General features: G+C 42.5%; 18 protein-coding genes. 14 read left to right on the top strand and 4 right to left on the bottom strand.

Annotated elements, in window-relative coordinates; translation table 11 throughout:
- The first annotated feature begins 65 nt into the window (after window positions 1–65).
- From FY557_RS06050 to FY557_RS06005, 10 genes are all read left to right on the top strand, one after another.
- Window positions 66–3,158, top strand: coding sequence for a gliding motility-associated C-terminal domain-containing protein (locus FY557_RS06050; protein WP_149246393.1), 3,093 nt, complete (start codon window positions 66–68; stop codon window positions 3,156–3,158).
- Window positions 3,159–3,292: 134 nt separating this feature from the next.
- Window positions 3,293–6,139 (top strand): T9SS type B sorting domain-containing protein, encoded by a 2,847-nt coding sequence (locus tag FY557_RS06045; RefSeq protein WP_149246392.1) that lies wholly within the window; start codon window positions 3,293–3,295, stop codon window positions 6,137–6,139.
- A 110-nt stretch (window positions 6,140–6,249) separates the two neighbouring features.
- The gene (locus FY557_RS06040) at window positions 6,250–9,090 is read left to right on the top strand and encodes a T9SS type B sorting domain-containing protein (RefSeq protein WP_149246391.1); all 2,841 of its coding nucleotides are present in this window, start codon (window positions 6,250–6,252) and stop codon (window positions 9,088–9,090) included.
- A gap of 108 nt (window positions 9,091–9,198) precedes the next feature.
- A complete protein-coding gene (locus FY557_RS06035) occupies window positions 9,199–12,600 on the top strand; it encodes a T9SS type B sorting domain-containing protein (RefSeq protein WP_149246390.1) in 3,402 nt (1,133 codons plus the stop codon).
- A gap of 159 nt (window positions 12,601–12,759) precedes the next feature.
- The gene (locus FY557_RS06030; protein WP_149246389.1) at window positions 12,760–13,548 is read left to right on the top strand and encodes a hypothetical protein; all 789 of its coding nucleotides are present in this window, start codon (window positions 12,760–12,762) and stop codon (window positions 13,546–13,548) included.
- 208 nt (window positions 13,549–13,756) lie between these two features.
- Complete coding sequence (locus FY557_RS06025) at window positions 13,757–14,539, top strand: DUF6759 domain-containing protein (RefSeq protein ID WP_149246388.1); 783 nt, start codon at window positions 13,757–13,759, stop codon at window positions 14,537–14,539.
- Window positions 14,540–14,622: 83 nt separating this feature from the next.
- Window positions 14,623–15,300 carry a tRNA (guanosine(46)-N7)-methyltransferase TrmB gene (gene trmB / locus FY557_RS06020; protein WP_149246387.1) on the top strand — a complete coding sequence of 226 codons (678 nt, stop codon included), beginning with the start codon at window positions 14,623–14,625 and terminating at the stop codon, window positions 15,298–15,300.
- A gap of 161 nt (window positions 15,301–15,461) precedes the next feature.
- Window positions 15,462–16,085: a DUF6759 domain-containing protein gene (locus tag FY557_RS06015; RefSeq protein WP_185151664.1), complete on the top strand. Its 624-nt coding sequence runs from the start codon at window positions 15,462–15,464 to the stop codon at window positions 16,083–16,085.
- Window positions 16,086–16,127: 42 nt separating this feature from the next.
- Window positions 16,128–16,583: a DUF6759 domain-containing protein gene (locus tag FY557_RS06010; RefSeq protein ID WP_149246386.1), complete on the top strand. Its 456-nt coding sequence runs from the start codon at window positions 16,128–16,130 to the stop codon at window positions 16,581–16,583.
- Window positions 16,584–16,724: 141 nt separating this feature from the next.
- Window positions 16,725–16,910 carry a bacteriocin-like protein gene (locus FY557_RS06005; RefSeq protein WP_149246385.1) on the top strand — a complete coding sequence of 62 codons (186 nt, stop codon included), beginning with the start codon at window positions 16,725–16,727 and terminating at the stop codon, window positions 16,908–16,910.
- A 70-nt stretch (window positions 16,911–16,980) separates the two neighbouring features.
- Here FY557_RS06005 and rpsB read toward each other — a convergent pair whose 3' ends face one another.
- The 4 genes from rpsB to FY557_RS05985 all read right to left on the bottom strand — a co-directional run bounded on the left by rpsB (window position 16,981) and on the right by FY557_RS05985 (window position 19,361).
- Entirely contained in the window at window positions 16,981–17,742 is a 762-nt protein-coding gene (gene rpsB / locus FY557_RS06000; RefSeq protein ID WP_040997639.1) for a 30S ribosomal protein S2, read from the bottom strand.
- Between the two features lie 208 nt (window positions 17,743–17,950).
- Window positions 17,951–18,337, bottom strand: a complete 387-nt coding sequence (rpsI, locus tag FY557_RS05995) for a 30S ribosomal protein S9 (RefSeq protein WP_034678948.1) — start codon at window positions 18,335–18,337, stop codon at window positions 17,951–17,953.
- Between the two features lie 7 nt (window positions 18,338–18,344).
- A complete protein-coding gene (rplM, locus tag FY557_RS05990) occupies window positions 18,345–18,800 on the bottom strand; it encodes a 50S ribosomal protein L13 (protein WP_056075141.1) in 456 nt (151 codons plus the stop codon).
- Between the two features lie 228 nt (window positions 18,801–19,028).
- The gene (locus FY557_RS05985) at window positions 19,029–19,361 is read right to left on the bottom strand and encodes a hypothetical protein (protein ID WP_149246384.1); all 333 of its coding nucleotides are present in this window, start codon (window positions 19,359–19,361) and stop codon (window positions 19,029–19,031) included.
- A 232-nt stretch (window positions 19,362–19,593) separates the two neighbouring features.
- On the opposite strand from FY557_RS05985, the gene FY557_RS05980 reads away from it, so the two are divergent.
- The 4 genes from FY557_RS05980 to FY557_RS05965 all read left to right on the top strand — a co-directional run bounded on the left by FY557_RS05980 (window position 19,594) and on the right by FY557_RS05965 (window position 25,770).
- A complete protein-coding gene (locus FY557_RS05980) occupies window positions 19,594–22,941 on the top strand; it encodes a methylmalonyl-CoA mutase family protein (RefSeq protein ID WP_149246383.1) in 3,348 nt (1,115 codons plus the stop codon).
- Between the two features lie 165 nt (window positions 22,942–23,106).
- A complete protein-coding gene (locus tag FY557_RS05975) occupies window positions 23,107–23,772 on the top strand; it encodes a hypothetical protein (RefSeq protein WP_149246382.1) in 666 nt (221 codons plus the stop codon).
- A 74-nt stretch (window positions 23,773–23,846) separates the two neighbouring features.
- Complete coding sequence (locus tag FY557_RS05970) at window positions 23,847–24,557, top strand: diphthine--ammonia ligase (protein ID WP_149246381.1); 711 nt, start codon at window positions 23,847–23,849, stop codon at window positions 24,555–24,557.
- A 160-nt stretch (window positions 24,558–24,717) separates the two neighbouring features.
- Window positions 24,718–25,770 carry a serine hydrolase domain-containing protein gene (locus FY557_RS05965; protein ID WP_228451718.1) on the top strand — a complete coding sequence of 351 codons (1,053 nt, stop codon included), beginning with the start codon at window positions 24,718–24,720 and terminating at the stop codon, window positions 25,768–25,770.
- The last annotated feature ends 1 nt before the right edge of the window (window position 25,771 follow it).

Here is a 25,771-nt window from a genome sequence, read left to right as displayed (position 1 = left end):
ATTTACATTTTGTTAACGGTATATAGATAATTAATTAAATTTGTAGAAATCCTAAATCATTGTACATGAAAAGATTTCTATTATCTTTCGTATTATTACTCCTCAGTTTTAATACCGTTTTTGCCCAAAGGGATACGGACCACTGGATCGCACCTTATTATGCATCCGCAACGGGATATACCAATGCGTTGTATCTTTCAACTGATTCAACCACTCCCTTTGATGTAAAAATTTATAACAATAACAACCTGATCCAGACGGTTACCATCAGCAAAGGAAATCCGCAATCATATACCGTGGCTGCAGGCCTTGTTTCTGCGACAACGACAGCTGATGCCCTTCAGGTAATTACAAAAGGACTTTATCTGAAAGGGGACAAGCCTTTCTACTGCACCCTAAGGTCTGCACAAATCTCTCACGGTGAAATCATTACCTCTAAAGGTAAGGCCGGAATCGGAAAATTATTTTATGTAGCCAACGCGCCCAACACCAATGCGGGTACCGGTTCAGGCAATAATTTTACAGCAGGAGTTTTAGCGACTGAAGATAATACATTGGTAACGGTAACCTGGACGACACCCGGGCTGGTTTTCATCGGCGGGTCGACTGCAGGAAATTCCCAGTCTTTCACCCTGAATAAAGGACAATCCTATATCATGGCCGGGAATAATGCAACTAACGCCAATCTCACAGGATTTATAGGAGCAAAGATTGTTTCCGACAAGCCTATTACTTTAACCAACGGAAGTGCTAACGGTAATTTTGGAGCGCTAGGCTCTTCCGGTTCCGACCTGATTATGGACCAGTCGGTTCCCGTAGAACGATTAGGCAGCACATTTGCCATGGTAAAAACGAAGTCCACGGCCCCTGCTGAAAATATGGAAGGAGGAATCGTCATTGCAACGGAAGACAATACCCAGATTTTTGTGAACGGCGGAACCACCCCTTTAGCAACCATCAACGCAGGGCAATGGTACAGGATCAACGAAACAAATTATATCGAACAGACTCCGGGAAGCGGACATTTCAATATGCTGGTTTCCACTTCCAAGAACGTATATCTGTACCAGCTGGTGGGCGTAGGTACGGCAAACAACACAGGAGGATACAATTACATCCCGCCGTTGAACTGTTTCCTGCCTAAAAAAATAGACGAGATCGGAAAGATCGATGAAATGCCGAGCGTTTCTGGAATCAGCCTAAAATTGAATATTTTGACGGAAGCTGGCGCAGCCGTTACTTACACTTCTAACGGAGGTCCGGCAACAACGCCGACAGCAGCCCAGGGGCCCTATCCTCTTACAGGAAACACCAACTGGGTAACGTACGCGATCGAAGGAATTTCAGGAAACGTTACGGTTAACTCTACAAAAGCAGTAACTGCCGGAATCAACGGAGGATACAGCACCGCCGGGTACGGAGGGTATTTTGCAGGCTTTTCTTCTATTCCTGTAATCGCTAAGCAGACCGGGGATTGTATTCCGGGGATTATCCTGGAAGTAGATGATAGCTATGAGACGTATCAGTGGTTCCTAAACGGCGTAGCTATTGCCGGTGCCACACAAAACACCATTACACCGTCAACTGCAGGAAACTACACCGTGAAGGTAACAATCGGGAGCTGCCCACCCGTTACTACACCGGTTTACAAAGTAACCAGCTGCGTAAGAAATACCACAGCCAACATTAATGCCTGTGCCACGAAAATCATTACGCCTGCGTTTTCATTTACGACCACACAGACACCGCTGGCCAGCACCGTAACCATTATTACCCAGCCTATCCACGGAACGGCAACCATCAATGGATCAGGCCAGATTACCTATATTCCGAACCCGGGATATTTAGGACCTGATACTATTGTATACAAATTCTGCGGAAACGCACCGGAATTTGTTGACTGTGAACAAGTCACCCTAAGCCTGACAGTAGTTCCTTTTATCTTAACGGATACCACCATCAAAGCATGCCAATATAATGGAAAAGGATTCTTCGACCTTACAGCGGCTAACGTAACAACTTACGATCCTGTGGTTAAAAAATTCTATCCGACACTGGCTGACCTGAATGCTGGAACCAATGAAATCACAACAAATCTTACCAACTATTTCTCAGGAGCCGGCTTTGTATATGTAAAGGTAACTACCAATGAAGGCTGTACCGGAAATGCAAAAATCACTTTGGATTTCCTTCCGACACCGGTGGTGACTGAAGCGACTATAAGCGAATGTTTCCTTGAAGCGGATGAAACGAAGGCTTCATTCAACCTTTCTTTAGCCAATGTTTCAACACAAACGCCGATCACTAAAAAGTATTACCCTACTTTTGTGGATGCCAACAACGCGACCAATGAAATCCTGAATCCTTTAGCTTATATTTCAGGAAACGGAAACGTTTACATCAGGGTATTTAATTCAAGCGGGTGTTATGCCATTGCCAAGGTAAACCTTGTTGTAATTCCACCGAAAAGATCGCCTGTTCTGGTAGATAAAACGATTTGTATCGATGCAAGAACCAATCTTGATGCGGGACCGGGCTACCAGTCTTACCTGTGGAGCACAGGAGCTACGACACAGTCCATCTCCGGAGTATCCGTAGGAAACTATTGGGTCATTCTTAAAGACAACGGATGTTCTGTGAAGCAGCTGGTAAGTGTTAAAAAAGCGGAAGACCCGGTAATTTCTGAAATTGAAATTTCCAACAATACGGCAACCGTTCGGGTAAAAGGCGGTAAAGCACCTTATCAGTATGCGGTGGATACCCCTGCAAACTGGCAGGATTCAAACGTATTTACAGGGCTTTCAAGAGGACAGCATATATTTTATGTAAAAGATGCTTACAATTGTACGCCGGTTTCGGTGGAGATTACCGTACCGAATCTGGTCAATGCCATTACGCCGAATGGTGATAATAAAAATGACTATATCGATTACAGTGAACTGGCTTATAAGGAAAACCTGAGCTTTACGATCTACGACCGATACGGCAACAAAGTGTTCACCGGTGATAAATTCAACAATTACAAATGGGACGGCAGACATTTCGATAAGAAAATTTCCACAGGGACCTACTGGTTCCACATCAATTGGAATGAACCGAATAAAGAAAAGACGCTGATCAAATATACCGGCTGGATCATGGTGAAAAACATAGACTAAAGATCCCTTACAGAAAAATTCTCAAACCACGATTTTAGATCGTGGTTTTTTTTATGCACGAATATAAATTTTAATAATAATTTAATATTTAAAAGAATTTTCTATTATTTTTGCAAGAATCCATATTCCATATTATGAATAAAATTTTATTATCGTTTGTATTGATTCTTTTGGGAATCAATACGGTCTTTGCGCAACGGGATACCGACCACTGGTTTGCCCCGATGGCAGCCAGAAGCTCCGTGCTCTCGAGTCCGCAGCAGGCTTTGTATTTTTCTACGGACTCCGTAACTCCTTTTCCCGTACAGATATTCAGCAATAATGTGCTGATCGGTACGGTAACCATCAGTAAAGGAAGCCCTCAGACATTTGCGGTTCCCCTGGCAGCCATCATCACTTCGGCGGAAACCGACCTGTTTACGCCGATCAGTAAAGGATTATATACCAAAGGGACGAGGCCTTATTATGCAACGCTCCGTTTTTCGGTATCCAGCCATGGAGAAATCCTTACTTCAAAAGGAAAAGCAGGCATCGGCACAAAATTTTATGCCGTGGTATCCCCCATTGAAAACATTGTATCCGGATCTGCCTCCAACAACCTTCTTAACTTTATGGCAGGAATCATGGCAACGGAAGACAACACTACCGTTACGGTTTCCGGATATTCCCCAAACATCATATTTACTAATGGATGGACAGGAATAACAAACCCGACTATAACCTTTACCTTAAATAAAGGACAATCTTACCTTATAGAGGGGGTAGGAAATACGGCTGCCAATAAAAAAGCCTTCATCGGTACCAAAATCGTTGCCAATAAACCCGTTTCGGTAACCAATGGAAACTTTAACGGACAGTTTGCGCTTACAGGTTCTTTTGACGGATCGGATACCGTGATGGACCAATCTGTACCTACCGACAGGCTCGGAAATGAATTCGTCGTGGTAAAAGGAAACGGGGACATCAGCAAAAGAATGGAAGATGCCCTGATCGTGGCCACGGAAGATAATACGGAAGTATATATTAATGCAGGCACTACCCCGGCCGTTGTCCTTAACGAAGGGCAAAGCTACAGGGTAAATGAAGTGAGCAACACCAATTATATCAATCAGGGTAATGACCATTATAACATGTACATCAAAACCACAAAAAATGTATATGTATATCAGCTATTGGCAGGGGTTGCTTCGAGCAACGCAACAATCGGGTTCAATTATATCCCGCCGCTGAACTGCTATTTACCGAGAAAAATCGATGAAATCGGAATGATCAACATCCTGCCGCCTACTACGAATAATGTAAAACTGAATATCCTTACCGAAAAAGGAGCTGCCGTTACGGTAAACGGAGCGACTCCTACGGCCGCTCAGGGACCCTATAACGTAACGGGAACCAACAACTGGGTTTCGTATTCTGTTCTTAATGTAACGGGAAATATGACGATTACTTCTACCAAAGCTGTAACCGCCGGTATTTCCGGAGGAAGCGGAGTTGTGGGATACGGCGGTTATTTTGCAGGGTTCTCTTCGATCCCGGTAATTGCAAAACAGGCCGGAGACTGTATTCCGGGTCTGATCCTTGAGGTGGATGACGGATTCGATTCTTACCAGTGGTTCAGAAATAATACTGCCATTCCGGGAGCAACTTCCAACACCTTTACACCAACCCTGTCAGGAAATTATACGGTACGGGTTATCGTAGGAACCTGTGCCCCGGTAGTGACTCCGGTATTTAAAGTATTTACCTGTCTTAATCAGACCACAAAAGCATTAACGGTTTGTGAAGGCTTTCAGAGCGTGGTTCCTTCATTTACCAACTCTACACAAACTTATGTTCCGAGTACCGTAACGATCGTAACACCTCCGGCAAACGGTACGGCTGTTATTGATCCAAATGGGGTTATCATCTATACCCCAACCTTCGGATTTGCAGGTACGGATACGATCGTTTATAAATTCTGCGGAAACGATCCTGAATTTACAGACTGCGAGCAGGTAACCTTAACCTTCACCGTTTCGGCAAGTCCGGATGTGAATGAAGCCACTTTAAGATCCTGCTTTATAACGGCGACTCCGGCAATGGCTTTGTTTAATTTAACAAATGCTATTGTAACAAGTACGCCGGGTGTTACTAAAAAATATTATCCGTCGCTTACCGATGCGCAAAACGGAACCAATCAGATTGCAGATCCCGTAAATTATACCGCTCCCAATGGTGTTGTTTTCATAAGGGTAACCAATGCGAACGGATGTTTCAGAATAGCCAAAGTTACCCTGGTGGTTCTTCCGCCCGTATATTCAAGCATTCTTGAAGACAAAATCATCTGTATGGAAGATGCCACTACATTAGATGCAGGTCCGGGATTCTCGGCTTACAAATGGAGCACCGGCGCAACCAGCCAGAGCATCAACAATGTAACGGTAGGAACTTATTGGGTAGATCTTAAAACAGGCGAATGTATAACAAGGCAGACCGTGAAAGTATATGCTTCGGAGCAGCCTGTGATTTCAAGCATCGATATTTCAAACAATACCGTTATCGTAAATGCAGCAGGAGGAACCACTCCTTACCAATATTCTATGGATAACATCAAATGGCAGGATTCGAATGTATTCACTAATGTTCCGAGAGGAAATAATACCTTCTATCTGAAAGATTCCTATGACTGTGATCCTATTGATGTAGAAGTTACCGTGCCGAACCTCATCAACATCATCACTCCGAACGGAGACGGCGTCAACGATATGCTGGACTATTCCGCACTGGCTCACAAACCGAATTTTGTATTTAATATTTATGACCGGTACGGAGCAAAAATGCATGAGGGGAATAAAGCCAACGGATACAAGTGGGACGGCGGTGTCGGCGGCAAAAAAGTACCGACCGGAAACTACTGGTTCGATCTCAGCTGGAATGAGCCAAACAGCAAGCAGACTCCAATCAAATATTCCGGATGGATTGTTGTTAAAAACAGAGATTAATAAAATTTAATCCAAATCTTAAGCACAGTTTTATAACTGTGCTTTTTTTATTCTTTTTCCATTAATTAAAAATAAAAATCTATTTTTGTCAAAAAGCTAATTTCACGACCATGAAAAAACACCTGTACTTTCTGCTTCTTTTTGTTTTGTCATACATTCATCTTTCGGCACAGAGAGATACCGAACACTGGTTTGCGCCTTTCTCGTCAGCCAATTTTTCTCCCACTACGGCAAAACAGGCCCTTTACCTTTCTACGGATTCCCTGGTACCGTTTGCAGTAGATATATACAACAACAACGTTGTTATCGGCACTGTTACCATCAGCAAAGGCAGTCCGCAGCTTTTTGATATTACGGCCGCTACCATGATCGGGTCGGTTGCGGCGGACCTTTTCAGTGTCGGCACCAAAGGTCTTTACCTGAAAGGAAGCAAGCCGTTTTTCGCAACATTCCGGTTTATCGTTCCTGCCCACGGGGAAATTCTAACCTCGAAAGGAAAAGCAGGAATCGGCACAAAGTTTTATGCCGTGGTTGCACCCCTTACCAATACCAGCGGGTTTATGAACTTTACAACGGGGATTCTTGCCACTCAGGACAATACCACGGTTACCATTTCCGGATATGCCAACAACGTTGTTTTTACAAACGGGACTACCGCAGCCGCCATGCCTGCGATGACGATTACCCTGAATAAAGGACAGTCGTATATGGTGGAAGGCCGCGGAAACCAGCCGGGAAACCTGAAAGGCTTCATCGGGGCAAAGATCGTTTCAGACAAACCGATTTCAATTACCAACGGGAATTTCCTGGGTGAATACAATATTGGAACTCCGCTTACCAACGGAGATATTGTGATGGATCAGTCGGTACCTACCGACAGGCTCGGAAAAGAATTCGTACTCGTAAAAGGATATGGGAATATAGCTGCTGCTACGGAAGATGCTTTGATTGTTGCTACAGAAGACGACACCAAGATTTTCGTAAATAACAATCCTGTAGCCGTTGCTACCATTAACGAAGGCCAGCATTACCGGGTCAACGAAATCAGCAATACCAATTACATCAACCAGGGGAATGATCATTACAACCTGTATGTAAGGACGTCTAAAAATGCATACGTGTACCAGCTTCTTGCCGGCACCCCGACTTCCAGCGCAACGATCGGATTTAATTATATTCCACCCCTCAATTGTCTCCTGCCAAGAAAAATCGATGAAATCGGAATGATTGAAAAACTTCCGCCCAATACATCGAATACGATTAAATTAAATATCTTAACGGAAAAAGGGGCCGCAGTTACCTACAGCATTAACGGCGGAGCACCGGTGGCTCCCACCGCAGCACAGGGCCCTTACGATGTAACGGGTACACTGGATTGGGTTTCCTACTCCATTACAGGCGTTACGGGAAATGTATCGATCTATTCCACCAAAGCCGTTACGGCAGGAATCGCCGGAGGAAGCGGTGTGGTAGGATACGGAGGCTATTTTGCAGGCTTTACTTCCATACCGGTCATCAGCAAAACCGGAGATTGTATACCCGGAATCACCCTGGAAGTGGGAGACGGTTTTGAATCGTATCAGTGGTTCCTGGGTCCCAATCCTGTTGCCGGGGCCAACAGCCATACTTTCAACCCTCTGCTTCCCGGAAATTATACGGTAAAAGTAGGAATGGGCGGATGCTTTGCGACCACTCCCGTTTTCCTGATAGAATCGTGTTATGAACAGGTTACCAAAAGCATGGTGGTCTGCGATGCTCAGAAGACTATTGTTCCGAAATTTACCAACCATCCGGTGGCGATTGTTTCCGGTACCTTGCAGATTGATACGCCGCCTGCTCACGGGACGGCGGCTATCGAAGCCTCAACAGGAAACATCACCTATACACCGGATGCCGGATTTGCAGGTAATGACGTTCTGGTTTATCATTTCTGCGCCGACCCTGCGACGGGTGTAGGCTGCGAACAGGTAACCATGACCATGATCGTTGATCCCAATCCTGTGGTAAAAAATGTATCCGTAAGATCCTGCTATATTGCTGCAAAACCTACAACCGCGCTGTTTAATCTGGAAACTGCACCCGTTACTACGGCAATCGGAGTGGTGAAAACCTTTTACCCTACACTTGCCGATCTAAATAACGGAACAAACGTTATTGTGCCGGCATCCAATTTTATTTCATCCGACACGAAAATCTATGTGAAAGTAACGAACTCAAACGGATGTTACAGCATTGCTGAAATCACGCTGGTGGTTATTCCTCCGGTAAAATCCACAGTATTAACGGATAAGACCATCTGCATTGAAAACAAAGCCGTACTGGATGCCGGGCCGGGATTTGACGGCTACGAATGGAGCACAGGTGAAACCTCCCAAACCATCAATGCCGGTGTCGGAACCTATTGGGTAAACCTGAAATCGGGGGAATGCTACACCCTTCAGCCCGTAAAAGTGAGCCCGGCAGCACAACCGGTGATTACATCGGTTGATATTAAAAACAATACCATTACAGTACAGGTAAACGGCGGAACTCCTGCTTACCGATACTCACTGGACGGCATCAAATGGCAGGATTCAAATTTCTTTGAAAACCTTCCAAGAGGCGAAAACCGGGTGTATGTAAAAGATTTTTACAACTGTGAGCCGATTGATGTTACCGTAACGGTACCCAACCTGCTGAATGCCATTACCCCGAACGGAGACAACAAGAATGACTATATCGACTATTCGGAATTGTCTTATAAGAAAGACCTGGTATTCAATATCTACGACCGATACGGGAATAAGATCCATCAGGCTGATGCATTCAACAATTACAAGTGGGACGGAAGCATGTATAGCAAGAAACTTCCTACTGCCACATACTGGTATGAAATTACCTGGACCGAGCCGAACAAGGCACAAACTCACATGAAATATTCCGGCTGGGTTCTTGTGAAAAATATCGATTAAAACCTCTTATTAAATACTGAAAACCATGATTTTGAAATCATGGTTTTTTGTTAATTTTTTAACAGGATAATGCTTTTTATTATTAAATTTGTGTTAAAGGTAACCTAAATGAAGAAAATTTTATCCCTTTTATTTATATTTTATTTTTTCACCTTTTCATTTGCGCAGCTGGACAGGGAACATTGGTTTGCCCCTATGGTGGACCGTACGGGAAATCCCAATCCTTATCAAAAACTGTATCTTTCCACCAACCGTACAACCCCGTTTCCGGTAAGCATTTACAACAACAATACTTTAATTACGACAATAAACATCAGTAAAGGAAATCCTCAGAAAGTTGATATCCTGAGAGATTATATCATTACTACCCAACAGACCGATCTTTTTACACCGACCACAAAAGGGATTTATGTAAAAGCCGAATTCCCTTTTTATGCCAACCTGAGGTTTTCAGTTTATAACCATGCCGAAATTATAACTTCCAAAGGGATACCTTCTACCGGAAAACTCTTCTACGCAGCCGCTGCTCCCATTACCGTCAATAATTCGATCCTGAATTTTATGACGAGTATCCTTGCAACGGATGATAATACGACCGTTACCGTATCGGGATATAAGCCTTCCGTACAATTTTCGAACGGAACGACAGGAACCACTACCCCAACCATGACGTTTACCTTGAACAAAGGACAATCTTACATCATCGACGGGAGCGGCAGCAACACCGGAAATTCCGATGGCTTCATCGGGGCCAAAATCGTGGCCAATAAAAACATAAATGTAACCAACGGAAACTTTAACGGACAGTATGCAGGCAATCTTCCTTTTAGTTCTGATATCCTGATGGATCAGGCGGTTCCCGTGGAAAGACTGGGAAATGAGTTTGCTCTGGTAAAAGGCAACGGAAGCATCGGAGCCAATATGGAAGGTGCCCTTGTTATTGCCACCGAGAACAATACGGAAATCCGGGTAAACGGTGAGTTAGCCCCCATTGCCACGCTGAATACAGGTGAATACTTCATGATTCCCGGTACCAAATACCAGCTTCAGGGGAACGGACATTATAACCTGTACATTAAAACCACAAAAAACGCTTACATTTATCAGGTGCTTGCCGGTAACGGCACTGCAGGAGATGAAGTAGCAACGGGTGGTTTTAATTTTATTCCTGCGCTCAACTGCTACCTTCCGAAACAGATCAATGAGCTTGGTCTTATTAATGAGAATTTTGTTTATTCCCAAGGAAATCCGAATGGCATCCTCAACATTCCTACAAAGCTGAACCTGATTACCGAAAGAGGCGCCGTTGTCACCGTAAACGGAGGCGTACCACCCGCTACGACCGGCCCTTTTGATATGACGGGAACCAATAACTGGGTTACCTACGGCATTCCGAATATCACCGGTACCATTACCATCAATTCCTCAAAGGCGATCACAGCTGGGATTAATGCCGGAAGTGATGCCGTGGGCTACGGCGGATTTTTTGCCGGGTTCCCGACGCAGCCGGTGATCCTGAGATCCGGCGGAACCTGTATACCGGGGATCGTGCTTACGGTAGACCCCATTATTTACGATACGTACCAATGGTATGTCGGCGGTGTTCTGATTCCAGGGGCCACCGGTTCATCGATTACCCCGGCGCAGCCCGGCTATTATACCTGCTCCGTTACCATGGGAAGCTGTGCGCCCCTGATCACGGAACAGTTTAAAGTGTTAAACTGTACCCGGCTTACCAGTACCACTTACGGCGTATGTACAACCAGAACCATTGCACCGGCGTTTACGAATTCTACCCAGACCCCGGTACCTTCAACGGTAACGATCCTTACAGCTCCTACCTTAGGAACCGCAGCCATAAATCCGGCTACCGGAGCGATTACTTATACGGTGACTACTCCCGGAACAACGGGAACGGATACATTCAGCTATACTTTCTGCGGAAACAATCCTGATTTTCCCGACTGTGAAACGGTAACGGTAACAATTAACATTCAGGTCCTGACGGTGAACAACGCAACACTTAAGTCCTGCGACAACGGTTCCGGACAAGGGGTATTCAATTTAACCACGGCAAACGTAACTACCAATTCACCGGTAACCATTACCTATTATACATCCCTGCTCAATGCACAGAATGAAACGGCCGGAACGGAAATTCCAACACCTGCAACCTATACCGCCACCAATGGGACTATCGTTTATGCAGTGGTGAAGAACAATATCGGATGCAAGGTCATTGCACAGATCACCCTTAATTTATATCCTTTTGCAAACGTACTCAGCAATTATACGGGAAGCTTCTGCGATGATAACCTGGATGGGGTGGTGAATGTTACACTATCAAGCATTACACCTGTTGTTTTGGGCAACCCTTCCTATTTTACCAACGTAAGATATTATGCAAACCTTACAGAGGCCAATTCAGGAAGCACGAATACGCTGCCTAACAACTGGTCCTACACTACAACCACCACCATTTACATCAGAGTGGAATCTCCCGACGGGTGCCCGCCGGTGATCAGGCCGCTTATTTTTACAATCGGTGCCAAAGTGCCTCTGCTTAAAGCAAGCTATACCATGACGATGTGCGACGATGACCTGGACGGAATCAAATCGCTCGACCTGCAGTCTTTTATCAATCAGTTTACTACAGATCCGCAGGTAACGGCAACCTTTCACCCTACCTTACTTGATGCACAGAATAATACGGCGATACTGACGAATCCCATGAACTTAACCGGCTCAACAACCGTTTATATAAGATTTGAAAAACCCGGTGTCTGCCCGAATGTTGCTTCCATTACCATAACCGTCAAGATCCCTAAATATTCGCAGGCACTGGTGAATAAAACCATTTGTCCCAATACACTGACTACCCTTGATGCAGGGCCGGGATTTGACAGCTATCACTGGAGCACAGGGGCAACAACCCAATCAATTTCTAATGTTTCTTCCGGAGCCTATTACGTAGATCTTACTTTTGACGGATGTACCTACCGGCAGACGGTAGACGTTACGGAATCTACCCTTCCGGTGATCACAATGATCGAAATCAACGGCAATACGGTAACCATCGGGGTAAGCGGCGGCACGCCTTCTTATGAATATTCCCTGGACGGCACAAGCTGGCAGAGTTCCAATGTATTCTATAATGTACCGCGGGGAAACCATACGATGCACGTACGTGATTCCAACAGATGCGAGGAAGCCACCCGAACCTTTGTGATCATTAATCTTATCAATACCATTACACCGAATCTGGACGGTTATAATGATGCGATTGATTACTCCGCCCTGATGAATAATGAGAATATTATCTTCAGGATTTTCGACCGGTACGGCGCAGAGGTTTTCCGAGGTTCTTCTGCCAACAGATTTATCTGGGACGGAAAAATAACAGGGCGTCCCGTGAATACTGCCACCTACTGGTATTTCGTCAGCTGGACGGAATTCGGAGGAACAACAACCGTAAAATACACGAGCTGGCTGCTGGTAAAAAATTACTAATCGCGAGGCTAAAGCAAAGGTGTCCGGAATATTAGACAAATAAAATCCTTATAACATTCATTAACAATTTTAAATTAAAGTTTAATATAATTTTAACCTGTTTTTACTGCCGAACCAGGCATGACTTGGTACAATTTCTGTGTAATTTTGCCGTATCATATGAATAAGCTATTTACCCTCCTGCTGTTGGTTTTTCTGGCAAAAATTAACGCACAAACCTATTCCGGCGAAGTCTTCCTGAAGGATAATTCCGTATTGTATCTCAACCAGATGTATGTTACCAATCTCACAACGCTGAAAACCGTGCTGAGCGATTACAACGGAGACTTTTCCATTCCGGCCAATCCGGGTGACGTTATCCGTTTTACTTCTATTGTGACGGAACGGAAAGACATTAGGCTGACGCAGCAGATGATGGAGCAGAGAAATTTAGTGGAGCTGAAAATTGCCTATCATGATATTCAGGAAGTAGTCATCAGCCGCTTCAGGCCGACGGGAAACTTAAGGTATGACATCAACTCGATCCGGAAAGAGGATAAAGCATTAGCCATTAAAAAGGTAATCGGCCTGCCGGAACCTAAAGGCGACGGAACCTCTCCTCAACTGCCGGTGGCCGGATTGAGGGATGGCGGACTTACATTCAGCCTGGAGAGCATTTATGATATTCTTTCCGGGGAACGGAAGAAAAAGCAGCGTTATGTAGCATATGAAAGAATGAACGGCTCCATCAGCCAGATCAAAAATTATTTGGGGAAAGATTACTTCACCAGGTTTAAAATTCCTGAAAACCTGATCGATAACTTCCTACAGTTTGTATATACTTCGGAAAATATTGAGCCTTACGTACTGGCAGGAAACTTCGAAGCGATAAAAATCCCTATCGAAAAGTATCTGCCGATTTATCAGCGGAGACTGAGAAACTCTCATCTTCAGGATGTTGTAAAATAATTGAGGGGTCCAACAATAAAATAAAAAAAATGTATATTGCAAAATGCAGTATACATTTTTTGTTTTATTCAAATAATGTTTATTTTTAGCATAAATTTAAGCGTTTATATCAGCCGGGAAATGAAGGATGCAATGATACACCAATAACCTGAAAGCTTATTAAAAGAGGGAAATAACACCTATCTTTTTAATCCTAAATATTAGTAAAATGAAAAAATTACTTCTATTTTTCAGTGTTCTGCTTTCTATACATCTTTCCGCCCAGTCGAAAGGTAAAGATTACAGCGATATTCTGCAAAGCAAAAACATATACGAGATCAATGCGTTTTTGCGTGATGCTCATCCTGATGATCCCAGGAGGTCCGTTCTGAAACCGCGCGTGATGGAAATGATGAAGGAATACATCAAAAACGCCAAACCCGGAGACGTAAAGGTAAAACAGATGCAGGACTGGCTGGCAATGCTGAAAAGACGCCCTTCCACAAAAATATCTTTTGATGAGATGAATGCCATCATTAAGCAAAAGCAGATTGCCAAATACCAGAAAGAGCTGCAGGTAGGCCAGGCAGCGGTAGTCTATACCCCGAGTAATCCGAAGAATGTCTATATTGCCCCTTCCGTAACAACGGCTGCCGTTTCTGCCCTTCCGGATGCTGAAGCAGCAGAATTCAATATGCTGATGGCCGAAAACCCCGTGGAACACAAAAATAAGACCGTAAAAATATTAAACTCTCTTTTTGATAATGATCCGAATGCGAAAGAGTGCATTATCATGATCGAAAATAAATCCGACTGCAACATCATTGTGAGAATAGAAGGAATCGGTACCACCAAGTACAGGCTTCCCGTGCCTTCTCACGGCGACAATTCTATTGTGGTGGATAAAGGGGATTACCTTTTCACAAGCATCGTATGCGGTGCGCAGTACGCTTCGCAGAAAACGATTCAGAAACCGCTGATGGTTGCCCTCGGAAGTTCGTCGAAGAAATAAAGATCTCTTAGCATTATTTTTACCTCTAAAAAAGAGGCATTTGTGTAAAATTCGCTATTTTTGCGGGATTTTATAAATTTCTCATGGGTAAAAATAAACTAGCAAGATTCGCAGAAAACAAAATATTGCCAAACGTCATCCAGCCGACAAGGGAAGAAGCTTTAAGCGGCTTTGACCTGAAAGGAAAATGGAGAACGGATTTTTTTAAGAATGAAAATCCTATCGTTTTGGAACTGGGCTGCGGAAAGGGGGAATATACTGTAGGTCTTGCCAAAACATTTACCGACAAGAACTTTATAGGCGTTGATATCAAAGGGGCCCGGTTCTGGTTCGGGGCGAAGGAAGCGGTTGATAACGGAATGCATAATGTAGCTTTCCTCAGAACCCAGATTGAACTGGTTGATTATTTCTTCGGCGAAAATGAAGTGGACGAAATCTGGATCACTTTCCCCGATCCTCAGATCAAATACAAACGGACAAAGCACCGGCTTACCCACCCCGACTTTTTAGAACGGTATAAAAAATTCCTTAAACCCGGTGGAATTGTTCACCTGAAAACCGATTCCGAGTTCCTTCATGGCTATACTTTAGGCTATCTGCAGGGAGCAGGATATGAAATCCTTACCGCCCACCATGACATCTACGGAGCGGTGGAATACAATCCGGACACGCCTCACCTGAAAGACATCCGTACGTATTACGAAGAGCTTTTTTCGGCAAAAGGCAAAACGATTACCTATATCAAATTTAAAATCAACTAAAAAAACCATGAAAGCTTATAATGAAAACATTATTATTTCGAAACACACTATATTCCGGAGTCAACGGTAATTTTTAGGTAAATATTTTTAAACCCGACCAAATGCGATAAGGCTGTAACACTTATATCCTTGTATCGTCATATACAAACATAAAACTTACCATGAAAAATATTATCCTGATCATTTCAGCAGGCTTCTTCCTGGCATCCTGTAAGGTAAAACCTTCTGAAAAAGGCTTTCAAAACATCCTGGAAAGCAAAAATATTACGGAAATAGAACGTTTCCTGAAAACCTGCCACCCCGATGATCCGAAAAGAAATGTTATGAAGTCCAAATTAATTGCCCTGAAGAATTCCGAATGGATGAAAAGCGGCAAAAACGCCAGGCCCGTTATTTCCGAAATTCCCGGACATCTTTTAAAGAATTCCAATTCGGTGGAAGCAGAAGAATTTAAACGGCTTATTGCTTCAACAACCAAAGAGCATTCCGACAAGACCGTTAAGCTTCTCAATGCCATGTTCAATGAAGATATCAGCAGTAAAGAAGTGATTCTGCTTCTCAGGAATAATTCGGACTGCAATATGATTGTGAGAATTCAGGGGAAACATTTTTATAATCTGGCGGTACCGGCCAAAAATGAAAATTTTATGGTCATCAATAAAGGAAGCTATGTCCTGACCAGCAATGTATGTGATATTATCTACAGTTCAAAGAAAGAAATCAGCAAAAGCCTGTTTTTAACAATTAATAATCCGGTTTCCAGCGGCAATAAAATTCTTCCTTAAAAAGGATAAAAAGATTACATTTACAGCTAAAATACGGCCTTAATGAAAAGTCTTTTTTACTTCCCTGCTTTAGCGTTTGTTATTCTGAACAGCTGTGAAGCAACCCATCACAAAACTACCGCAACGCCTGTACGAAGAAGTCCTAATGCTTCCGGCACCGTGATCAGGACACCACCTGTCAATCAGACGGAAACGGAGTATCAGACATTAAGCAAAACCTATAAATCGGAAACAGCGGCAGTTGTAACGGCTATTCTTAATGGTTCTGAAGATCAGAGCAAGGCACCTGTTACAGTGGAAAACAAATCCCGTTGCAATATGGTACTGACGATCAGCGGGAATAATTATTTCAAGAAAGTTCCGATCGCGGCGGGTAAGATCGGGGCCGTCATGGTTCCCAAAAATCAGAATTACAATCTTTCGGGAATGGTTTGCAGTGCTGTTTATCAGAGAACAAAATTTATATCAGAACCCTACCGGACAACGATTTGGAACTAATTATTATAATTAAAAGAACGCACCAACCGCTGATTAAATATTTTTCAAAACTAAGTGATGTAATTAATAATTTATTATATTTGAATAATTATTGCGGAATCCGAAAAGCGAACAGAGTAGGAAAATTATAAAACAAAAGCTATGAAAAACTTAAAAAAAATTTCAAGAAATGAGTTGAGAACTATTAAAGGAGGATACAGAAGTTGTATGGACGGCTGTAATATCGAATTTGGAGAAATGTGTTGTGGCGGTGTATGCAGAATAGGAGTGGTTGTTCCAACCGGCGATCCTGATTTCCCTGAATTCACCGTATGTCCCAAGAAATAATATTTCATATAAACAAAAACCCGCTGAATCTGAGATTCAGCGGGTTTTATATTTTAAAGAAAATCTTTAATTATTCAGCGTCGAAATCAGCATCTTTATCAGCAGATACCACTTCTCCTTCTTCTTTAGATTTTTCTTTATCAGCTTTTCTCTGAGACTGACCTTCTTTAATAGAATCTGAAACGATGTTTAAGATCATATCGATAGATTTTGAAGCATCATCGTTTCCTGGGATTACGAAGTCTACTTTTCTTGGGTCAGAGTTGGTATCAACAATACCGAAAACCGGGATGCCTAATTTCTTAGCTTCCGTTACAGCGATATGTTCTCTCATGATATCTACAACGAAGATTGCAGAAGGAAGACGAACCATGTCTGAGATAGAACCTAAGTTTTTCTCAAGGTTAGCTCTTTGTCTGTCTACCTGTAGTCTTTCTTTTTTAGATAAAGTTTCGAACGTACCGTCTTTTTTCATTTTGTCGATAGAGTTCATTTTCTTTACAGCCTTTCTGATGGTAACGAAATTCGTCAACATACCTCCCGGCCATCTTTCTGTAATATAAGGCATATTCAGTTCAGCAGCGTGTTTTGCCACTACTTCTTTCGCCTGCTTCTTAGTCGCTACGAAAAGAACTTTTTTACCTGCAGAAGTTAATTTTTCCAAAGCGCTGCACGCTTCATCCAATTTAACAGCTGTTTTATGTAAGTCTACAATGTGAATACCGTTTTTCTCCATAAAAATGTATGGAGCCATATTTGGATTCCACTTTCTGGTCATGTGACCGAAGTGTACGCCAGCCTCTAGAAGGTCTTTTACATTTGCTTTTGCCATGTTTTCTGTTTTTGTTAGTTTACTTTCCGTCTTTTAAACAATCAACAACTTCTTTAGATGGGAGAAGCGTTTGGATGCTAAACGTAACGGGCAATAGGGCGTCTGGCTTCTTGCTTATAGCAATTGGCTTTTCACCAAGATTAAGTTTAAATAAAATTTAATAAATTCCTGAAGCCAACGGCTAAAAGCCATTCGCCAACAGCAAATCTTAACGTTTTGAGAATTGGAATCTCTTTCTTGCTTTTTTCTGACCTGGCTTCTTTCTTTCCACCATTCTTGCGTCTCTCGTAAGTAAACCTGCAGGTTTCAAAGCCAATCTGAACTCAGCATTGATTTCGCATAAAGCTCTTGAAATACCTAATCTGATAGCTTCTGCCTGACCTGTATTCCCACCACCGAAAACATTTACGGTAACGTCATACTGACCAACAGTTTCAGAAAGGATAAACGGCTGGTTCAATTTGTAAACCATCACGTCTGTAGAGAAATAAGTTGCAGCATCTTTACCGTTTACTGTAATGTTACCAGTTCCTGGCTTTACATAAACTCTGGCTACAGAAGTTTTTCTTCTTCCGATTTTGTGAACTATAGACATAATTTAATTATTTAAATTCGTTAACATTAATTGTTTTCGGCTGTTGAGCTTCGTGCTTGTGCTCAGTTCCTTCATACAAATAAAGGTTTTTAAGCAATGCAGATCCTAATCTGTTTTTCGGAAGCATCCCTTTTACGGATTTTTCCAATACTTTTAAAGAATCTTTTTTCTGAAGTTCAAGAGCTGTCATAGACTTCTGTCCACCAGGATAACCGGTATGCCAGATGTACGTCTTATCGTTCCACTTGTTTCCGGAAAGAGTAACTTTCCCAGCATTCAAAACGATTACGTTATCACCACAATCTACGTGAGGTGTGTAATTCGTTTTGTGCTTACCTCTCAAAATCTTTGCAACCGTAGAAGCTAGTCTTCCTAACGGCTGTCCTTCAGCGTCTACCACAACCCATTCTTTATTAGCAGTAGCTTTGTTCGCTGAAACAGTTTTGTAACTTAATGTATTCACACGTTTTAGTTAAAGATTAAACATAATTTCCCCTAAAAGGGTGTGCAAAGGTACAAATTATTTCCGGAACGCAAAAACATATTTTATTTAATCTCAGCACATTTCCTTTTAACGGGTATTATTAATTGAAAAAAAGATCGTTAGAATTGATCAACTGGACAAATTGGAAGTAAGGAATATATAGCCTAGCCTACAGTTTATACTTTACATAAGAAATCAGAATGGAAATTAACGGCGGAGCGTCTTATTCGCCCTGAAGCTTGCAATAAGATAATAGGCTACGAATACTGTTGAAAACTTAAGGATCGAAGGAATCGCCAGTTCGAGGGTAAAGATCAGAGTGCCGATAAGAACCAGCAGGCCCATCGCCAAAAAAGACAACCCCAGTTTCTGAGGCAGTGTAAATTCAGGGGTATCCAGGTAGTAGGCCACGCCCCAGGCAAAACCAAAGGCAAGCGCATAAAAAATATCCAGGCCGATGTTTTTCGAACTGTAAAAAAGATAATTGATTAAAAAACTTAAAACCGTTCCCAGTGCAAAATACAGCAGTGCCTTTTTCATATCCTGATAATAAGATGCAAAAGTAGAATTTTTAATTTGAAATCATAAACGATCCGGATGAAATTCACGTAACCTCTTTGAACTCTGATGGTTTCTAACAAATGTTAGTTTAATGGTTGGCCCATTAATTAATCGATTTAAATTAATTAACTGAAATACAGATTGTTATTATTAAACACCCGGTTTCTATTTTATTATTATATTTGAAAATTCAGAAATTTTCTAGATTTTTATGGAAACCCAAAAATATACTCCAAACAATAAAGTAAGAATCGTGACGGCTGCTTCGTTGTTCGACGGCCACGATGCAGCAATCAATATCATGCGCCGTGTGATCCAGGGAACAGGATGCGAAGTAATTCACCTCGGACACGATAAATCGGCTGAGGAAGTGGTGAATACCGCCATTCAGGAAGATGCCAATGCCATTGCCCTAACCTCTTATCAGGGCGGGCACAATGAATATTTTAAATACATCTATGATCTTCTACGCGAAAAAAATTCCCCACAGATTAAAATCTTCGGCGGCGGCGGCGGGGTGATCCTGCCGGAAGAGATCAAAGAACTGATGGATTACGGAATCGACCGGATCTATTCCCCGGATGACGGCCGTGAGCTTGGCCTTCAGGGGATGATCGACGATCTGGTTCAGAGATCGGATTTCGCTACCGGAAAAGAAACAGCGGCTCAGGATCTTGATGCCATCAGCTTCGATAACCCTACCAGCATTGCTAAAATTATTTCAGCAGTGGAAAACTTCTCTGAAGAAAAACCTGAACTGGTACAGGCGATTGATGAAAAATCAAAAGACCTGAATATCCCGATCATCGGGATTACCGGAACCGGCGGAGCAGGAAAATCTTCATTAACCGACGAATTGGTAAGACGTTTCCTGCGTTCAAACCCGGATAAAAAAATTGCCATTATTTCCATCGACCCTTCCAAGAAGAAAACGGGAGGTGCCCTTTTGGGTGACCGGATCCGGATGAACGCCATTAACGATCCGAGGGTTTATATGCGTTCAATGGCCACCAGGGAAAACAACGTTTCCGTTTCCCCATTCATCCAATCGGCCCTGAACGTACTTAAACTGGCTCATCCTGACGTTATTATCCTGGAAACTTCGGGGATCGGACAATCGGGATCGGAAGTTTCGGATTTTGCGGATGTTTCCATGTACGTGATGACGCCTGAATACGGAGCGTCCACGCAGCTGGAAAAAATCGACATGCTGGACTACGCCGATCTGGTTGCTTTAAATAAATCCGACAAACGCGGTGCTCTGGATGCCCTTCAGGCGGTGAGAAAACAGTTTCAGAGAAACCATTTGCTCTGGGAACAGCCGCTGGACGAAATGCCGGTTTACGCTACAAAAGCTTCGCAGTTCAATGACCATGGAACAACCGAGTTGTACAACAGATTGGTTGAAAAAGTTAATGAGAAATATTCTGAGTTAAATCTACAGGGTTTTGTGGAACAGGAAATTACAGATGAAGTAACGATTATCCCGCCGAAAAGAGTACGTTACCTTTCTGAAATTGTTGAAAATAACAGGCAGTACGATGCGAATGTTGAGAAACAGGCTGCACTGGCCAGAACGATGTATCATATCGAAGGCGTAAAAAAAATTATTTCCAGTGAAGCTTTGGACGCAGAATACCAGAAAGCTGAAAAAGAGCTGCAACAGGAAAACATTGACTTCCTGAATAGCTGGGAAGATACCAAAAAAGCATTCCATGAAGAATTTTATTCTTACTTTGTAAGAGGAAAAGAAATCAAGGTGGAAACCTCAACCGAATCTTTATCGCATCTTAGAATTCCGAAAATCGCTTTGCCGAAATATACCGACTGGGGTGATTTGATCAAATGGAAAGGCCAGGAAAACCTTCCGGGAGGCTTCCCTTACACCGCAGGAATTTATCCTTTCAAAAGAACCGGAGAAGATCCGACAAGGATGTTTGCCGGAGAAGGCGGCCCGGAAAGAACCAACCGGCGATTCCATTATGTATCTGCGGAAATGCCGGCCAAACGCCTGTCCACCGCTTTCGACTCGGTAACGCTTTATGGCCAGGACCCTGCCCTGCCGCCGGATATTTACGGTAAAATCGGGAATGCTGGGGTTTCAATTGCAACTCTGGATGATGCTAAAAAGTTGTATTCCGGGTTTGATCTCGTGAATGCACTGACTTCCGTATCCATGACGATTAACGGTCCGGCCCCGATGCTCCTCGCTTTCTTCATGAATGCAGCTATCGACCAGAATGTTGAAAAATACATTATTGAAAACAATCTTGAATCTAAGGTTGAGGCTAAGCTTAAGGAGAAATTTGATGACAAAGGACTGGAAAGGCCGAAATACAACGGCGAATTGCCGCCTTCCAACAACGGGTTGGGCTTAAAACTTTTGGGAATCACTGGTGATGAAATTATTCCTGCCGAAATATACGCCGAAATCAAGGCCAAAACCATTGCCACCGTTCGTGGAACCGTTCAGGCTGATATTTTAAAGGAAGACCAGGCACAGAATACCTGTATTTTCTCTACTGAATTTGCCTTAAGATTAATGGGCGACGTTCAGGAATATTTCATTACAGAAAAAGTAAGAAACTTCTATTCGGTTTCCATTTCCGGTTATCACATCGCAGAAGCAGGAGCCAACCCGGTCTCCCAGCTGGCGTTCACCTTAGCCAATGGGTTTACGTATGTGGAATATTACCTCTCCAGAGGAATGGACATCAATGACTTTGCTCCTAACCTTTCTTTCTTCTTCTCCAACGGGATCGATCCTGAATATTCGGTGATCGGGCGTGTGGCCAGAAGAATCTGGGCCAAAGCCATGAAGCTGAAATACGGAGCTGACGAAAGAAGCCAGATGCTGAAATACCACATCCAGACTTCCGGACGTTCGCTTCACGCGCAGGAAATTGATTTCAACGATATCCGGACGACTTTACAGGCCTTGTATGCGATTTACGACAACTGTAACTCACTCCACACCAATGCTTATGATGAAGCGATTACCACTCCTACGGAACAGTCTGTAAGAAGAGCCATGGCGATTCAGTTGATTATCAATAAAGAATTAGGGCTGGCGAAAAATGAGAATCCGCTTCAGGGTTCCTTCATCATCGAAGAACTGACGGATCTGGTAGAAGAAGCCGTTTACGCAGAATTCGACCGTATTACCGAAAGAGGCGGTGTTCTGGGAGCAATGGAAACCATGTACCAGCGTTCCAAGATCCAGGAGGAATCCATGCATTACGAATGGCTGAAGCATACCGGTGAATACCCGATCATCGGGGTGAATACCTTCTTAGGAAAAGACGGTTCGCCGACGGTCCGCCCGGGAGAAGTCATCCGTTCTACCGAAGAAGAAAAGCAGGCCCAGATCGAAATGCTCCATAACTTCCAGAAATCCAATGCCGATCAGTCGGAAGCAGCCCTGAAAACCCTGCAGCACGCCGCCATCAACCAGCAGAATTTATTTGAAGTGATGATGGATGCCGTGAAATACTGTTCGCTCGGGCAGATTACCAATGCTTTGTTTGAAGTAGGCGGTAAGTACAGAAGAAATATGTAGTCCGTAGCCGGACAGGCAATTTTTACAACTAACTGTTTTAAAAATTATAAAGTAAACCTCAGAGAATTTTCTTTGAGGTTTTTTGTTTATTAAAAGGTTAATTTTTTACAAAGCCTGTTTTCCTTCAAGAGTTTTTTATAGTTTTGCGCCAAATTTAAAATAACTATGAAAAAATTATTTCTTGTTTTTGCAGCATTAACTTTACTAACAAGCTGTCTTCCAAAAGTAGCTTTGACACCGGAATATTGGAGTCAACCGTCGAAAGTTGGTATTTTAATTAATTCAGGAGCTCCGGCAAAATATAAAGAAGGATCTCAAGGGCTTTTAGATATGGCTGTTACTTCGGGAGACAAATATCAGGAAGGGCTGAATGTAATTGGAGAAAGAATTAAACCTAAAGAAGAATTAATTAGTTTATATTCTGAGATATTGAAATCAAGAGGTAAAGAAGTTGTGATTATTGATGAAGTATTTGATCCGAAAACAGCTCCTAAATTTGAAGGACCGAAAACCGAAGGTAAAAAATATTCACGTTATGATTTTAGCAGCTTTAAAAACAAATATAATGTGGACGAGCTATTAATAACAGATGTCAGCTATGGCTTCATGATTTCATATTATGGAATGATTGAAACCGGAAAAATGGCACATGTCCTTTTAAATACAAGCCTAATCAATTTAACAGATCAAAGTCTCGTCCTATCTGATATGAATATGAAAAATGAAGTACTTAAAAAATGGAAAGATAATAATTATGAGAACTCAGTACAAGGTGTAAGGAAAGCTTTAGATAAAGCCAAAGAGGAAGAAAAGAATGTACATTTAAAATAAAATTTAAAAAATATAAAATCTCGGAACATAAATTTGTTCCGGGATTTTTATTTAACATTTTCCAAGTTTAAGACATGAACCCTAAAGCCATTTTTAACTGGAGCAGCGGCAAAGATTCTGCCCTGGCCCTCTACAGGATTTTACAGGAAAACCGGGTTGAAATTACTTCCCTTCTGACCAGCGTTAATAAAGAATTTCAGAGAATCTCCATGCATGGGGTTCACGTTTCGCTACTGGAAAAACAGGCGGAAAGCTTAGGATTGCCGCTTGTTAAACTGGAACTTCCGGCCGAACCTTCGATGGAAGAATACCAGGAGCTCTTGTTTAGGACTATGAGTAAATTTAAAAATCAGGGCATTACCCATTCGGTCTTCGGCGATATTTTTCTGGAAGATTTAAGGCAATACCGGGAAGATCAGCTGCAGTCTATCGGGATGCAAGGTGTTTTTCCTTTATGGAAAATCAATACGACAGACCTCATTCATGAATTCCTGGATCTGGGCTTTAAAACTATTGTTACCTGCGTGAATGAAAGCTATCTCAACAAAAGTTTTGCGGGACGGATTATCGATAAGGACTTTTTGCGGGATCTGCCGGCAGATATCGATCCCTGCGGTGAAAACGGTGAATTCCATACCTTCACTTTTGACGGGCCTGTTTTTAAAAATCCAATTGGTTTTGAAATCGGAGAAACGGTGAAGAAGACCTACCCGAAACCTAAATCCGGTGACGATGAAGATAATGAAGACTATATTTTCTGGTTCTGTGATCTGAAAGCAAAATAACGAGATACATAAACCCAAAATGGATTTCCTGAAGGCATGCATCTTGCTTAAAAATGGAAAACAATAAATGCCTAAAAAATCCTTTTCTGTCTTTTTAATAGTCGGTTTACTCTTCCATTTAATTTCCTGTCAGCAAAGCCAGCAGGAAATCACTACCAGAATGGTCGATAAAAAAGCAATTATTGACAGCACGGTTATTGCTTTTGAGAAAAACCTTCTTAAAAATCAAATCGATTCGGTTTTTAAAAAACATCAGTTCAACGGAAGTGTGGCAGTCTTTAAAGATTCCGTAGAACTGTACCGGAAAGATCAGGGATTTTCCGACTTCAGAAATCAGGTTAAAATTGATGACCGAACGGTTTTTGCCATCGGATCCGTGAGCAAACAGTTTACGGCCGTTCTTATCCTGCTTCAGATGGAACAGGGAAAGTTGAGGCTGGAGGATAAAGTTTCAAAATATCTGCATGAATTTCAGAACAATACTTATAAAAACATTACCATTCACCAGCTTTTAAATCATACTTCGGGACTGAATATAATGGGTGAGAAGCTCCGCTTTAAAAGCGGTACGGATTTTCTCTATTCCAATGACGGATTTAATGCTTTGGGGAAAATTGTAGAAAAAGTTACGGGGAAGCCGTTTGACAAAAATATGTCTGAATTGTTTAAGAAGGCAGGCATGGATCATTCTTTTACAGGAACATCGTTTAAAAATACGGAAAAAAAATTTGCCGGAGCTTACCTGGGTAATGGCAAAGTATATGAGAAGGTAAAGAATATGCCCGAAAGGCTGGGCAGCAAGGCCATCGGAATTCCTGCAGGCGGGGTTTTATCGACCATTGAGGACCTCCACCAATGGAACAATGCTTTATACAGTGGAAAAATCCTGAATGCTGAAACCATCAGAAAATTTGAAACCAAGAGCGCTGAAAGACACCACCCTATTTTCGGAAAGATGGGTTATGGTTATGGGATCATGGCCAATACAGGGAAACCTGATGCATTTTTCCACAGCGGCTACATCAAAGGATCCCCGTCGCTAAATATTTTTTATCCCAAAACAAAAACTTCAGTTATCATTTTATCAAATATTGCAGATGAAGAAAAAGGCAAAGGATATATCTTCAGACCCCATTCAGAAATTAAAAGAATTACGGATGATCTTGAAAACACCCTATCATCAATGAATGAAGAAGAACAAATGAAAATGTGAT

Origin of the sequence: Chryseobacterium sp. SN22, assembly GCF_008329705.1 — a bacterium.
In the GTDB taxonomy this organism is placed as follows: Bacteria; Bacteroidota; Bacteroidia; order Flavobacteriales; family Weeksellaceae; genus Chryseobacterium.
The sequence above is the reverse complement of the archived record's forward strand: the minus strand, read 5'-3'. Positions and strand labels throughout refer to the sequence as shown.

Bases quoted from the DNA above. Each gene is read 5' to 3' on its own strand.
- FY557_RS06050 (WP_149246393.1), top strand. From the start codon at position 66: ATGAAAAGATTTCTATTATCTTTCGTATTATTACTCCTCAGTTTTAAT.
- FY557_RS06045 (WP_149246392.1), top strand. From the start codon at position 3,293: ATGAATAAAATTTTATTATCGTTTGTATTGATTCTTTTGGGAATCAAT.
- FY557_RS06040 (WP_149246391.1), top strand. From the start codon at position 6,250: ATGAAAAAACACCTGTACTTTCTGCTTCTTTTTGTTTTGTCATACATT.
- FY557_RS06035 (WP_149246390.1), top strand. From the start codon at position 9,199: ATGAAGAAAATTTTATCCCTTTTATTTATATTTTATTTTTTCACCTTT.
- FY557_RS06030 (WP_149246389.1), top strand. From the start codon at position 12,760: ATGAATAAGCTATTTACCCTCCTGCTGTTGGTTTTTCTGGCAAAAATT.
- FY557_RS06025 (WP_149246388.1), top strand. From the start codon at position 13,757: ATGAAAAAATTACTTCTATTTTTCAGTGTTCTGCTTTCTATACATCTT.
- trmB (WP_149246387.1), top strand. From the start codon at position 14,623: ATGGGTAAAAATAAACTAGCAAGATTCGCAGAAAACAAAATATTGCCA.
- FY557_RS06015 (WP_185151664.1), top strand. From the start codon at position 15,462: ATGAAAAATATTATCCTGATCATTTCAGCAGGCTTCTTCCTGGCATCC.
- FY557_RS06010 (WP_149246386.1), top strand. From the start codon at position 16,128: ATGAAAAGTCTTTTTTACTTCCCTGCTTTAGCGTTTGTTATTCTGAAC.
- FY557_RS06005 (WP_149246385.1), top strand. From the start codon at position 16,725: ATGAAAAACTTAAAAAAAATTTCAAGAAATGAGTTGAGAACTATTAAA.
- rpsB (WP_040997639.1), bottom strand. From the start codon at position 17,742: ATGGCAAAAGCAAATGTAAAAGACCTTCTAGAGGCTGGCGTACACTTC.
- rpsI (WP_034678948.1), bottom strand. From the start codon at position 18,337: ATGTCTATAGTTCACAAAATCGGAAGAAGAAAAACTTCTGTAGCCAGA.
- FY557_RS05985 (WP_149246384.1), bottom strand. From the start codon at position 19,361: ATGAAAAAGGCACTGCTGTATTTTGCACTGGGAACGGTTTTAAGTTTT.
- FY557_RS05980 (WP_149246383.1), top strand. From the start codon at position 19,594: ATGGAAACCCAAAAATATACTCCAAACAATAAAGTAAGAATCGTGACG.
- FY557_RS05975 (WP_149246382.1), top strand. From the start codon at position 23,107: ATGAAAAAATTATTTCTTGTTTTTGCAGCATTAACTTTACTAACAAGC.
- FY557_RS05970 (WP_149246381.1), top strand. From the start codon at position 23,847: ATGAACCCTAAAGCCATTTTTAACTGGAGCAGCGGCAAAGATTCTGCC.
- FY557_RS05965 (WP_228451718.1), top strand. From the start codon at position 24,718: ATGGTCGATAAAAAAGCAATTATTGACAGCACGGTTATTGCTTTTGAG.